At 59.5% G+C, this 12,892-nt stretch carries 18 protein-coding genes; 8 read left to right on the top strand and 10 right to left on the bottom strand.

Features of this window, described 5'->3' with window-relative positions; genetic code table 11:
- Positions 1-72 precede the first annotated feature (72 nt).
- The 10 genes from VMH22_02380 to VMH22_02335 all read right to left on the bottom strand — a co-directional run bounded on the left by VMH22_02380 (position 73) and on the right by VMH22_02335 (position 4,530).
- Positions 73-483: a hypothetical protein gene (locus VMH22_02380; GenBank protein HTW90538.1), complete on the bottom strand. Its 411-nt coding sequence runs from the start codon at positions 481-483 to the stop codon at positions 73-75.
- A gap of 45 nt (positions 484-528) precedes the next feature.
- Positions 529-900: a hypothetical protein gene (locus tag VMH22_02375; protein HTW90537.1), complete on the bottom strand. Its 372-nt coding sequence runs from the start codon at positions 898-900 to the stop codon at positions 529-531.
- Positions 901-933: 33 nt separating this feature from the next.
- Entirely contained in the window at positions 934-1,377 is a 444-nt protein-coding gene (locus VMH22_02370) for a hypothetical protein (protein HTW90536.1), read from the bottom strand.
- Between the two features lie 82 nt (positions 1,378-1,459).
- Positions 1,460-1,681: a hypothetical protein gene (locus VMH22_02365; protein HTW90535.1), complete on the bottom strand. Its 222-nt coding sequence runs from the start codon at positions 1,679-1,681 to the stop codon at positions 1,460-1,462.
- 100 nt (positions 1,682-1,781) lie between these two features.
- The gene (locus VMH22_02360) at positions 1,782-2,153 is read right to left on the bottom strand and encodes a hypothetical protein (protein HTW90534.1); all 372 of its coding nucleotides are present in this window, start codon (positions 2,151-2,153) and stop codon (positions 1,782-1,784) included.
- Between the two features lie 2 nt (positions 2,154-2,155).
- Entirely contained in the window at positions 2,156-2,833 is a 678-nt protein-coding gene (locus VMH22_02355) for a sigma-70 family RNA polymerase sigma factor (GenBank protein ID HTW90533.1), read from the bottom strand.
- Between the two features lie 121 nt (positions 2,834-2,954).
- Positions 2,955-3,362 carry a hypothetical protein gene (locus VMH22_02350; protein HTW90532.1) on the bottom strand — a complete coding sequence of 136 codons (408 nt, stop codon included), beginning with the start codon at positions 3,360-3,362 and terminating at the stop codon, positions 2,955-2,957.
- A gap of 12 nt (positions 3,363-3,374) precedes the next feature.
- Positions 3,375-3,713, bottom strand: coding sequence for a hypothetical protein (locus VMH22_02345; protein ID HTW90531.1), 339 nt, complete (start codon positions 3,711-3,713; stop codon positions 3,375-3,377).
- A gap of 4 nt (positions 3,714-3,717) precedes the next feature.
- The gene (locus tag VMH22_02340) at positions 3,718-4,125 is read right to left on the bottom strand and encodes a hypothetical protein (protein ID HTW90530.1); all 408 of its coding nucleotides are present in this window, start codon (positions 4,123-4,125) and stop codon (positions 3,718-3,720) included.
- A gap of 84 nt (positions 4,126-4,209) precedes the next feature.
- Positions 4,210-4,530: a hypothetical protein gene (locus tag VMH22_02335; protein HTW90529.1), complete on the bottom strand. Its 321-nt coding sequence runs from the start codon at positions 4,528-4,530 to the stop codon at positions 4,210-4,212.
- 55 nt (positions 4,531-4,585) lie between these two features.
- Here VMH22_02335 and VMH22_02330 point away from each other — a divergent pair, with 55 nt between their 5' ends.
- The 8 genes from VMH22_02330 to VMH22_02295 form a co-directional block, all read left to right on the top strand.
- On the top strand, positions 4,586-6,313 hold the full coding sequence (locus VMH22_02330) for a DNA methyltransferase (protein ID HTW90528.1): 1,728 nt from the start codon (positions 4,586-4,588) through the stop codon (positions 6,311-6,313).
- A 3-nt stretch (positions 6,314-6,316) separates the two neighbouring features.
- On the top strand, positions 6,317-7,282 hold the full coding sequence (locus VMH22_02325) for a hypothetical protein (GenBank protein HTW90527.1): 966 nt from the start codon (positions 6,317-6,319) through the stop codon (positions 7,280-7,282).
- The gene (locus VMH22_02320) at positions 7,283-8,425 is read left to right on the top strand and encodes a restriction endonuclease (GenBank protein ID HTW90526.1); all 1,143 of its coding nucleotides are present in this window, start codon (positions 7,283-7,285) and stop codon (positions 8,423-8,425) included.
- A gap of 117 nt (positions 8,426-8,542) precedes the next feature.
- Positions 8,543-9,586, top strand: a complete 1,044-nt coding sequence (locus VMH22_02315; GenBank protein HTW90525.1) for a hypothetical protein — start codon at positions 8,543-8,545, stop codon at positions 9,584-9,586.
- Between the two features lie 147 nt (positions 9,587-9,733).
- On the top strand, positions 9,734-10,999 hold the full coding sequence (locus tag VMH22_02310; GenBank protein ID HTW90524.1) for a YncE family protein: 1,266 nt from the start codon (positions 9,734-9,736) through the stop codon (positions 10,997-10,999).
- A 78-nt stretch (positions 11,000-11,077) separates the two neighbouring features.
- Positions 11,078-11,773, top strand: a complete 696-nt coding sequence (locus VMH22_02305; protein HTW90523.1) for a hypothetical protein — start codon at positions 11,078-11,080, stop codon at positions 11,771-11,773.
- Positions 11,774-11,860: 87 nt separating this feature from the next.
- Positions 11,861-12,457 carry a hypothetical protein gene (locus VMH22_02300; GenBank protein ID HTW90522.1) on the top strand — a complete coding sequence of 199 codons (597 nt, stop codon included), beginning with the start codon at positions 11,861-11,863 and terminating at the stop codon, positions 12,455-12,457.
- An 87-nt stretch (positions 12,458-12,544) separates the two neighbouring features.
- Positions 12,545-12,892: hypothetical protein (locus tag VMH22_02295; protein HTW90521.1), on the top strand; the 348-nt coding region annotated here is incomplete at its 3' end.

Raw genomic sequence — 12,892 nt, 5'->3', positions numbered from 1 at the left:
GAAATGTGGATTGCTCAGACTAAGGAAACGCCGCCCAAAGGCGGCGTCTCTCCTCGACGGTGAAAGCTGAATCTAGAACTTAAACCACTTCCCGGCCAGGACCCCGACTCCAAGCGGGCACTTCCAATACTTGCCGCTGACCGAGTTGATCATGCCCATGATTGCGAGAATCAGCAGGATGATGAAGCCTACCGGCACGATGATTAGCGAACCGATTCGATACAGCATGAACCAACCGAGCGGCCACCGCTCATAGTGAAGCGCTATTGCTCCGCCGACCACGCTCAACACAATCCCGTAGAAGGTGAGTATGATGCCCTGCTTCACGTGGAACTTGGCAAAAGCGTTATTCTTCATCGTGAACAGCGGAACCAACCACAGAATCCACAGGTAGGACAGCCAAGCTAGCCACTTGGCTTGTTTGACGTCCGTGACCGCGGGCAGCGCAGTTACCGGCTGGTCGTATTTCGCCGCCTCAACCATCGTACAGCCTCAGATAACGATGATCCTGGCCTGCGTGCAGCGCTTCTAGAACTTAAACCACTTCTCGGCCAGAACTGCCACGCCCAGCGGGCACTTCCAGTACTTGCCGTTGAGCGAATTGACGATGCCCATGATCATGAGCACAAGCAGGATGACCGAGCCGACCGGCGCGATGATGAACCACCCGAGGAACGGTATCGCGCCGCCGACTATGCCCACCGCAAAACCATAGATGGTGAGTATGATGCCCTGCTTCACATGGAACTTCGCAAAGGCGTTCTCCTTCATGGTCAGCAGCGGGATCAGCCAGAGTATCCACAGGTAAGACAGCCAGGCTGTCCCTTTGGCCTGTGCTACCTCGTCACCGCCTGCGGGCGGCGGCGTCACGGACTGTTCGGGTTTCGGTGTCTCGTCCATTTACAACTCCTTCATTTCATGTCGGCCCAGGCCTTACAACCTCAGCCGCTCGGCGTACGCGCCCACTACCGGAATACGCCAGTATTCGCCGGTGGCGGCATTCACGATACCCATGATGACCAGCGTCACGTATGCCAACGCCACGACCAACCCGGCCGGATAGTGAATCAGCCAGGCCACGGCCTTGAAGAAGAACCCGATCAGGAACATCCTGCCGAGTATCGCACCGAGCACCAGGTCGGTGATGCTCACCAGCAGGTTGAACAACAACACGAACGCGAACATGACCAGGCTCTGCCGGCCGTGGAATCTGGCGAACGGCTCTCTCGACCCCACGAACAAAGGCAGAAAGAAGAGCAGCGGGATGTACCCCAGCGTTGCATACAGGATAGCATCCGAACTCGCCCGTTCGCCGGCACTCGATTCACTTTCCTTTGTGGTCGTATCCGTCAACGCCCGATTATAGTGGTGCACCATCTCAAGTCAAGCTGTCAGCCTTGTCTCATACTTCAACGCGGGGGCCGCGCTTCATCGGCGCGGCCCCGACTGCACCCGAAGGCTAGGTCGCCAGCGTCCAGTAGCCGGTCCAGAAGGTCGTAAGCGTCTCGCCCTGACCCCTGGTTATCACCAGCGTACGCACCGGCTTGGACAGGGCCGGTGCCGTGCCCAGCGCAGTGCCGCCCTGCGGTGCGTTGTCCGCCGCCGCGAGCGTCATGGTCATGCCGGACGCGTTCAGAGCGGTCTGCAGCAGGAAGACCAGCGCTCGGACTATGTAGAGCATGTTCATCACCTCCCCGATAAACGATTAGGTCTCCCCCATCCGAATTCAGCGTCGCGGGCGGAGCCCGGCTGCGGCGCTCCGCCCGCACAGTGGCACGCCGTCACGGGCTGATCGGCGCGCCCACGTTGAACACGTCGCTGCGTATGGCCTGCAGCACCGGAGATGCCAGCCCACGCGCCACCCACTTGGCGATCAGCGTTGCCGCTTCCTGCGCCATCGACTCGCCCGACACGTCCTTCCGCGTCAGGCTCCACATCTCGCGCCCGAAGCACAGATAGAACGGGTACTGGATAATCGAACACCCGGCTCCGTCGCAGACCTGCTTCACCTGCAGCTCCATCGCGGCCAGCATTGGCTGCACCGAGCTGACGTGTTCGAGCATCTTCGGCCGCTTCTTGTCGGTCTTGGCCTTGATCGCGGTCGTATCGAACCCGGCGTCCCAGTTCTCGATCCTTCTTGAGGGATCTATCACAGCTACTCACCTTCCTTTCCGCCCGGTTGGGCATCTTCGTTTTCCTGCTCATCGGTTGTCATATAGTAATAACCCGGAAAGAGGGATTTTGTACAATCCAACATGCAGGAAACGTCACGGAGATGCTCGGCCATCTCGGCCAGACCCTGCCGGCGACGGTAGCCGACTACCCGGCGGGTCGTTCCGTATTCGGCCGCAATCTGGTCGTCGGTCTTGTCCTCATAGAAGCGCCCGCGTACCGCCGCCCCTTTCAGACCTAACAGGCGATATGCCTCTTCCCGGATGCGGCGTACCACGAAAGCGGTCTCCGGCCCGAAGAAAACGGCCAGTGACTCGCCCATGACGGTATCGAGAGAAACATCCGGGTGATTGACGGAGAGGTCGCGGACCTGCTTCAGCACACTGGTGCGCGCGACGGTGTACGCCCAGGAGCTGAAGGCCGACCCGCCGGGCCGGTACTTGTCCAGGACCTCAATGAGCTGGGAGGCGGCGCTATCGACGAATATGTCCTCCCACTGGTTGAGATGATTCCAGCGCCGTACCCAGTGAACAAACTCGTCCCGGTAGCGGAGCCAGAGTTCGGCTTTTGCGGATGGGTCTTCGGCCTGCGCCCTCAGCACGAGGGCGAGGTCGCTTTCGTTTTCGGCGGCCCGGTCCCGGGCCTTTGCGGATACTGACATGATCGTCTCCATTCCAACCTCGTATTATGCCGGCAGAACGGGCCTTATCGCCCGGCCGGACCATCGCGAACCGTACCAACCTTGTGCGTCAGTATGCCCAACGAACAGTCAACAGTCAATATCATTCATGCCGGCCGGACTCATCCTGACGTGTGGCGTCCGGCGCGGCGGCCGGGATGTTGTATATGTCCGCTGCTATCGCCAGCAACACCGGCCGGTCAAGACCGCGCATCGACCATTTCGTCACGAGGGACATCATCTCGATTTGCTGCAACTCGGTCGACGTTTCTCGCCGCGTCAACTTGGCCAGCTCGCGAGAGAAACTGTAGTAGTACGCAAACATCATCGGCACGATGCCTGCGCTGCAGAGTATCTGCCGCACGGCCGAGACCAGCCCGGCCTGTTCCGCGGCGGCCCTGCTAAAGCTCAGAACCCGCGTCCGTATTTGGTCCTCGGAAAGCTGACCGTTCACACCAAGGCGCAGACTGACCTCATAGTTCTCGGCCTGTCGGATAGGATCGTTACTCATTGTCTTCCTCCTTCAGTTTGGGCGATAATAGGGGCGCGCCTCAGGATACATCCGACCCAGCATGCGCTCCCCAATCAGCCACATCAGATGTCCGGAAAGTCCCCGGACAAACCACTTCTGCACGACCAGTTTGGTACGTCGGGAAAAGTCGGGCGAAAACGGGGACTGTACCGCGCCGAGTCGGACGCAGGCGCGCCGTGGGACTGTCCCCTGTTTTCGGCTACCGTGAAACGAGACGTACAACTCGCGTGCAAACGGCATGTACCGCTCGCAGGCATCCGCCGGCACCACCGCCGCCACAACCTCCCGCAGCAACTTGCTCGAGTGCCGGTGCCCCGGCTGCTTCGGCATCCGGCTACTCACACGTCCCCCCATGTCCGGCCTCGACCTTTGTCTCAGCCTTATCCTCCACTTGCTCGGGAGTCATCGCCGCAATACGGTCGCAGCACTCACACAACAGCACCTGCAGCAGGCCAAGGTCCAACTTGTACCCGACCCACTTGCGCAGGCAGACCTCAAGCTCCAGGGCGAGTTCCCAATCGGCTTTGGTCCTGAGCAGCTTCGACAGCTCGCGCAGATACCATCGGTACGTATTGTATTGCACGAGCGGAAGATGCCGGTCCTCCAGCACTATCTTACCTATCTCCCACACCGCGGCCTCGGCCAGGTCCGACGGCATGTCGTACACCGACAGCGTGGCCGTGCTGTTCCTTACGCGGTCCAGCACTGCCCGCGTCCGTTCGTCAAGCACAAACTGGCTCATGATTCGCTCCTATTCCGCATTCGATTGACCGTCCTCATATAGTAATAACCCGGTTTCCGCGTTTTTGTACAAGAGAAAGTTGAGCTAAGTGCTGATTTCCCGCCCCCCCGTCGTTGGGGGGAGGTCTACCCCGGACTTTATCCAGACGCTTATGAGGGCGCTTATCCCGGCTCTTATGAGGGTTCTTATCCCGGCTCTTATGCCGGCGTTTATCCCGACCCTTATGCCGGCGTCTATCCCGGCTCTTATGCCGGCGTCTAGCCCGACTCTTGTGACGGCGTTTATCCCGGCTCTTGTGAGGGTTCTTATCCCGGCGCTTATGAGGGTTCTTATCCCGGCGCTTATGAGGGCTCTTATCCCGACGCTTATGACGGCTCCTATCCCGGTGCTGAGTTTCAGCCACAACGGCTCTGCGGCTCTCGGCTTGACTGCGAGGTAATACCGATTATCCTCACCAACGATGCCAGACGGGAATCAGCCTAACCTGCTGTACTACGGGGATAACCTTGACATCCTGCGTCGTTACGTCAAGGATGAGTCGGTTGACCTCATCTATCTCGATCCGCCGTTCAAGAGCAATCAAGACTACAACGTCCTCTTCAAGGAACGCAACGGCTCGCAGTCTGCGGCGCAGATTCACGCTTTTGAAGACACTTGGCAGTGGGATGAAGCCGCGGCGCACGCGTACAAGGAAATCGTGGAGGCAGGCGGCAAGGTGAGCCAGGCGATGCAGGCCTTCCGCACCTACCTTGGCCCCAACGACATGCTCGCCTACCTTGCGATGATGGCCCCACGTCTTGTCGAACTCCGACGCGTCCTGAAGCCGACTGGTAGCATCTACCTGCACTGCGACCCTACCGCCAGCCACTATCTGAAGATTCTCATGGACGCCGTGTTCGGTCCGCAGCGCTTCGTGAATGAGATAGTGTGGAAGCGATCAGACGCCCACAGCGACGCCAAGCAGGGCGCTACTCACCTTGGCCGAATCCACGATGTCATCCTGTTTTACACCAAGACCGAAACGGCGACGTTCAACGCGATTCACCTCCCGCTGCCTGAAAGCACGGTCAAGAACTGGTATCGCAACGTCGAACCGGTGACGGGGCGGCTGTTCAACAAGGCTGACGTCACCGGGCCGGGCGGAGCCGCGAAGGGCAACCCGCACTATGAGTGGAAGGGCGTGACCCGCTACTGGCGCTACAGTAAGGAAAGGATGGCCCAGCTCGACGCAGCGGGCAAGCTGGTCTACTCCAAGTCTGGGATGCCGTACGAGAAACGCTATCTCGACGAGAGCAAAGGCGTTCCTGTGCAGGACTGGTGGGGCGACATCGAAATGCTGCGCGGCATCAGAACCGGCGAACGGCTGGGCTACCCGACCCAGAAGCCGGAGGCGCTGCTCGAGCGAATCATCAAGACGAGCAGCCCCAAAGACGGTGTGGTGCTCGACCCTTTCGGTGGCTGCGGCACTGCCATCATTGCAGCCCAGCGGCTCGGCCGCCGCTGGATAGGCATCGACGTCACGCATCTGGCCATCACACTGATGAAGAAACGTCTCTTCGACACGTTCGGGAAGGACGCGCAGTTTCAGGTAGTCGGTGAGCCTACCGACGTGGCCGGAGCTGAGGCGCTGGCAAAACAGGACCCATACCAGTTCCAGTGGTGGGCGCTCGGATTGGTGGACGCCCGCCCGGCCGAAAGCAAGAAAGGCGCGGACAAAGGCATTGACGGCCGCATCTACTTCCATGACGAGCAGGACGAAGGTAAAACCAAGCAAGTGATTCTCTCTGTCAAGGCCGGGCATACGGGCGTGGCGCATGTACGCGACCTCCGCGGTGTGCTCGACCGGGAGCAGGCTGCAATCGGCGTTTTGATTACGATGGAAGAGCCGTCACAGCCCATGCGTACTGAAGCCGCTGACGCTGGTTTCTATCACTCGCCGGGCTGGAACGGCGACTACCCGCGCATACAACTCCGCACGATTGCCGAACTGCTCGCCGGCAAAGGCCTTGATGTCCCACCCCTTCAGGCTACGTTCAAGGAAGCGCCCAAGCACGTCCACAACGGCCACGCTCAACTCGAACTCACCAATGCCACGTCGGACACCGAGCCCATTGCCGTCAGCGACCGGTCGCCGTCTCGGGCCCGCCGAGGCGCAGCGCGACGATCGACCCAGAAAAGGGAGACCTAGCTCATGCCAGACTTCTCCATACAGGTGGACAACTATCATATCGGCAAGGTGAACATTGAGGCAGCGGCAGTTCGCGGTTCCGGCGGCCGCACGCTGCCCTTACTGGAAATACCGGCCATATGGACAATGCAGAGCGTCCAATCGAGGACTGACGATGCTGCCGGACCGAGGCTGACCCGACACTACACGCTGATATCCGTGTGGGGTGACGTGGCGGCAGGGCAACAGAACCAAGAAAGGGCGTTTGCCCACGTCCAGTCGCCGCCTCTTCTTGTCTCGACGCTACGCAGTCATGAAAGCTATGAGTACATCAAAGTCCAGCTAGACGCAGAAAGACTCCACGCCCTTGAGGCGGCGCGCGACGGCGACATGCACATATCGGCCCGGCTTACCACATTGGTAGCCAAGCACCTGCCCGTGCCGACAAGTCCTGAGCCGGACCTCCGGGAGGAACCCCCGATCGTGTCTCTCACAACTGGCAGGCTGGAATTCCGGTTCAGCATACCGAGATCCGTATGGGTGGAGCGCGTGCTTCCGCATGTCGGGTATGGAAGCAGTTGGCTGGTTGAGATTGCTCGACCGAGTTTGACCGGTGATAGTCTCTCAAGGTCGACTACACATCTGGCCACCGCAATGGCCCACTACACGAACGGCCTCTATGACCTCTGCGTGGCGGAATGCCGCAAGGCAATCGAGATAATCCCAAAGTCCACGAAGCTCAAGGGACTTCCGCAGAAACCGTCGTTCAAGGACAGAACGGCTGCTTACGTCGAGCAGCATCTGTCCGGCGTCCTGGACAAGGCGAAGCGCGCTGCTGTCAGCGAAATGGCAGGTACCCTGTGGGCGCTTACGAGCAAGCCCCACCATGCCTCGCACACAACATTCAGCCGTATAGACGCAGACTGCGTCATGCAACTAACGACGACCCTTGTATCCTATGTCGGACGGCTGCTCGAATCGGGGCGATAGATGCCCTACCTTGACAAGCTGATAGACTGGAAGGACTTCGAGTTCTTCGTGAGGGATCTATATGCCGAGGACCCCAATCTCGTTGTTCAACACGACGTGATGCTTCAAGGTAAATCCGGGGCGTCACGTCAGATCGATGTCTTGATCACGGTCCGCACGAAACTGCACTCGTACATGACTGTCGTCGAGTGCAAGCGATGGAAAGACAGGGTGGACAGAAGCAGAATCGACATCCTGTTCGCAACGGTCGAGGACGTGAACGCATCCAAAGGCGTCATGTTCACCACCTCGGGCTATGAGGAAGGCGCAAAGGACTACGCCAAGTCCAAGGGCATCGACATATTCGTGGTGCGTGAACTGACCTCCGAGGAATGGGGACTGCCGGGTCGGGCCATCCACTTCTACTTGCACGTCTTCGCATCGAAGATGACGAATCTGCGGATGCCTGGCGCAATGGCGATTCCGCTAGTCGATGTGTTCCCTCGCACGTTAGAACTGGGCATCACAATAGGCAAGGACGTACGACCCGACCCGGTCTATGACCTCTACTCAACCAAGGATGGACGGAAAGGTCTCAACCTGACGGCGGTGCTGCTAGCACTTCAGCGCGAGGTCACGCCTCGGATTGGCGACAGCATACCACTCCTCGAGGATGGCCGCGACGGCGCGCGCCTGGCTGTGCTGAGCGATGTGGAGGTCGATCTCGATAAGGCCGCGTTCAAACAACTTCGCTACCAATGGGGGGCGCTCAACCTCACCAAAATAGAATGCAGGCTGGTGACCCTTCTGCAGCAGAGCGTGTTCGACTTCGACAGAGGCGCGAAGTACGACATCGCCTTGGTCGTAGATAACTTCGTCGCCAGACAGAAGCATATCGTGTATAAGGAGAAGGACGCTAACATCACTGTGGTATCCGAGGACATTCGCGACACGCTGGCAAAGAGAGTCGCGGAGAAGCCGGACGACGCACTACAGAATGGCTCCATATTCAGGGTGTACACCCAGCCGTGGGTTTCATTCGAGGTTCAAGAAGAGGATAGACTTGTCCGGACGGAACGAATAAGGATCAGCCCGCAGTTCGCGGAGGACGGTACGATGACTCGGGCTGACGTCAAACTGCCCGCCGTTCCAGCCAAGCCATAGACGGTGGCTAGTCTTGCGGGAAGCCAGGGACAGGCACCCTGTTTCGTGAAGCTTCGGGACATCTAGGCAGATTCGGCCCGCCGGTTTGACAGCCCCGGCCGCGGGGCAGGAGGAATCATGAAGTCCATCATTCTGACCGGTCTTTTGTTGATCGTCGCAACTGCGTCGGCTGATTATGACTACGGCGCTTCCTTTTTGACCGTTTACCGTGGTGCGAGGCAGAGCGCGATGGCCGGCATTGGCGCGGCTTTGCCCGGGACTGCGGACGGCGTGTTCTACAATCCGGCCGGGCCGGCGTTCCTTAAGTCCGCTGAAGCCGGCGCCGAGGTTAACGGAATGCCGTGGGGTGAGCCGACCGACTATTGGAGCGCGGTCGGGATCATCCCGCTCCTCAATACCGTCAATGTCGGTGTATTCACGAGCGGCGTTCACTACGGCGACCGCTATTCGTCCGATTATGAATGGGATGCCGGCGTAACAGCATCAACGATGGTTTCCGACTGGCTTGGATTCGGGCTGGACCTTGAATACGACGGGTCGCACCACGTCTGGGCCGTCGAGCCCGGAATCTACGACACGTCGATTGTCTTTACCACCAGCGCATTCGCGGGCGACGTAGGCGTGCTCGCCCGGCCGCAGACCTGCTTGGGCTCACCGAGCATCGGCGTCGCAGTGAGCAACGTCGGTACGAGGATCAAGTACAGCGACCTGAGCGCAACCGACGCTCTGCCCGCGCTGGTGGACGCCGGAGTCGGCTGGACCGTGACGGCGCAGGACTTCGGGCTCAAGGACTTCCCTTTCTCGGTGCCCGAGCGCTACTTCCCCCATGACTGGTTGATGGACAACTGGGGCGCGTCGGTCTTCTACGACCTTCGCAAAGTGTTCCTCGATACCTATCCCACGCACTCGGTCGGCATCGAAGTCAGGCCGCTGCCGTTCCTGGCCGCGCGCGGGGGCTGGTTCTACTCGAACAGCGCGGACACCAGCGACAAGCGCGAGGGGCTGACGTGGGGGCTCGGTCTGGACCTGCGTTATTTCAGGGTGGACTTCTGTCAGGACAACACCCTCTTCTACCTCAACATGCACAAGAACTACCGCTTTTCCTTCGCCCTGAACCTCAACGAACTGCTGCTGCGGAACGGAACCCTGCTCGGGCACTAGCCCGGCACGAACAGAACGGTGATTTAGGATTTTAGATTTTGGATTGTAGATTGAGGATTGTGGACTGCGGATTGAGGATTGTAGATTGGGGATTGACCGGACCCTCGGCCATTTGACATCCACGTTGCCGAGTTCTAGAATCCAGCCGTGACAAGGTCCAGCATGACGTCCAGATGGCCCGGACGTTCCGGCGGCCGCATCCCTGCGACGCTCGTTCTGTTGGCTGCGCTGATGGCGCTGCCGGGCTGCATCACCCCCAAGCCGCCAACGCCCACTCTTGTTGGTCCCGACTCGGGTTGGACAAACACCCGAACCGTCTTCAGGGCGACGGACATAAACGCCACTAATGTCGTCTTTGACTGGGGCGACAACCCAAAGGAAGAGTGGACCGGCATAGACACGAAGTACGCACACGTCTACACTGCGCAGGGAACCTACATAGTTAAGTGCCGGGAACTGAACGATCCCGATTTTGGCACGGCACGGTGGGGCAATTGGTCCAATCCCTGCACTGTGCACGTTGTCCCCGAGACGCTGATGCATCCTGACAGCATCTATGCGGCGCTGCAACTCGGCCACACCCCGACTTGGTCCTGCGTTCTTCCGAACGGGAGTGCGGTCTACGTGACGAGCGGTGACGATAGCTCGGTCTATGTGCTGGACCCCGGCACTAACTCCATCACCAATAGCATACGCGTGCAGTCCGACCCGTCCTTCTGCATCGCGTCTGCCGCGGGCGACAAAGTGTACGTTGGCAACCACGGCAGCAAGTCGATTTCCGTAATCCGAACGTCGGACAACTCGGCTATGGATACGCTTCGGCTATCGTCGGCTGCCGACGGAATGGCCCTGCTTCCGGGTGACACGCTGTTCTGTATTTCGCACAAGACCGAGAACGAAGTCTCAATTGCCCGATTGAGTGATGGCTCAGCCGTGGCGCGCATCGCGGTGAGCGACAGCCCCTGCGCGGTGACCTGCTCGCCCGACGGGCGCCACGTCTACGTGGCCTGCCTGCGCAGAAACAAGATAGCAGTCATCAGCACGCTCGACCGCACCGTAGAGAAGACCTTCATGACCGGAGACCGTCCGACGTCCATCCTGTTCAGCCCGACCGGTGAGACTGCGTACGTCGCGTGCAATGACGCCAGGCGAGTGGAATTGTACCGATGCTCGGACTTCGCCAAGATCGACTCAATCGCCTTGGACTCGCGGTACCTGCTGATGCTGCCCGGGAACAGGTGCCTCTACGATATGAGCGGAGGGACCGTCAGCATCATCCGCCGGAACGACAACTTCACGCTTAGACAGCTACCTCTCGGTACGGCTGGCGCACCTTCCGTACTGCCTGACGGCAGTCGTATCTATGTTCCCAACGGGAACGCCGTGACCGTGCTCGGACCGAGTCATGGGTAGCTACTGGTCCGACTCCGCACGTCGATTTGACACGTCTCCCCCATTCAAACTCCCGTTCGCGGGTTCTGGAATCCAGCCATGAATGAGTCGGGTCCGAGAGACATCCGCGCCAGACTGGCCATTGCTGGGCTTCTGGTGCTGCTCGCCTTTTCGCTTGCCGCGGCCTGGGGCCGGAAGCCGCCGAAGGAGGAAGAGGTCAAGGTAACGCTACGGCCGCTGTCGGCGAGCGAGGTCATGGACGTCCTTCACAAGTTTCCCGAGATGGTGCCCAGCTACTTTGCTGCCCAGAAGAACGACACGGGGTTTCTCAAGGACTTGTTCCCGTTTAGCGAGGTGACATCGGCCTCGCTGGAACGTGCCTTCCCGGCTGCCCGATTCTACGAAGGACTTAACTTCGGGAGACTGCCTTCATCTCCCTATCTGATGGCGATTGCCGGCGGCAAGCGCTACATGATGCCCTACCACTTCAACCAGCTGCTCTTCGACACCGGTCGGAGGGTTGACGACAGGAATACCATGGCGCTTGCGAAGGCCTTCGTCGTTCTGACGGTTGAAGACTCCGTCACCTTCCTGGATGCAGTGCGGACAATGCAGGTGATAAACACCGTACGATACGACGCTGAGCTCAACGTGGTCATCAACGGACTACAAGAGGAATGGTACTTTTCTTCCCATATCAGGACCGGCCAGTTCGACCTTGTGTACAGGAAGGGTGCGAAGGGACTCATCAAGGAGTATGATGTGAACATCGTCGAATCTCTTCCGAAGCGGTGACCGCTGTCCCAACCGCCTCATCCCCGCCCGCGTGCAGGAGGCTCTCCCTTCACTGATGCGGCTTCCCGCTGCGGAAGTAATCCTGCCGTGGCAAGGTCCAGCATGACGTCCAGATGGCCCGGGCGTTCCAGCGGCCGCGTCGCTGCCGTGGCCATCCTGGCGCTCTCGTGTGTTGCTTCAACCGCACTGGCGAACGTGAGAGCAGCCGCCGACGTTGGGCTCATAGAGTGGTCCGCGGGTGCGTACTTCGAGGGCGGGCAGGTGGGGTTCGACTGGCATGCGGAGCAACAGAGAGCACGGCTCGAGCTAGGGGCAGAAGTCACAGATAACATCGGTGTCACCGCCGGCGTCACCTGGGCGCAGACGTGGGCGTACTACGAGGTATCCACCTGGCCCCTTTCGGCAAGGGTATATTGGGACTTCACTCCGAACGAGCTTTGGAATCGAGGCACGGCGTATGTCTCGGCAACCTACTTTCACAACAACTGGATTCCGGACGAGCTTCCACCTCACCCTTACGTCCTTTGTGCTGTCGGTGCCACCTACACATGGTACGCAGTCACAGTCAGGGCCGAGTTGCTCGATCCGTGGCATCTTGCTTCGCCGACACTGCTCCTTGGCCTCGAAGTAGGCGGTTCGTACATCTTCGGTCCGCACCACGAGGAGCCCGAATTTGGGTATTGATGCCCTCCGACCAGACCTGGTCTACATCCGCGTGCGTAACTTTCCATCTCCCCTATCCATGAATCCCAAGTCACGCGGTTCAGTAAAATGAACCCTCGCGCCAGTCGCGACCTCCGCGCCGGGCTTGTCGTCGTCGGGTTTCTGGTGCTGCTCGCCTTCTCTCCGGCACCGGCATGTCTCCGCAAGCCGCCGAAGGAAGAGACAGTCAAAGTCACACTACGGGCGCTGCCGCAGGGTGATACGCTTTCAAGCAAATACGGTCTCAGCGAAGTGATTGCGACTCCGCTTGGACGTGTCTTGCCGGGAGTTCGGTTCTACCAAGGGATCGAGCGCATCAAATGCTATGGGGCAGAGTACCCGTACTTGATCGCGATTGTCGGCGGTAAGCGGTACTCGATGCCCGGTGGGTTTGATTGGCTCCTCTTTGACAAAGGC

This window comes from bacterium, from assembly GCA_035505375.1.
Classification (GTDB): Bacteria; Hydrothermota; Tepidihabitantia; order Tepidihabitantales; family Tepidihabitantaceae; genus UBA2258.
Note: the sequence above shows the minus strand (reverse complement) of the source record. Positions and strands in the feature narration are given on the sequence as shown.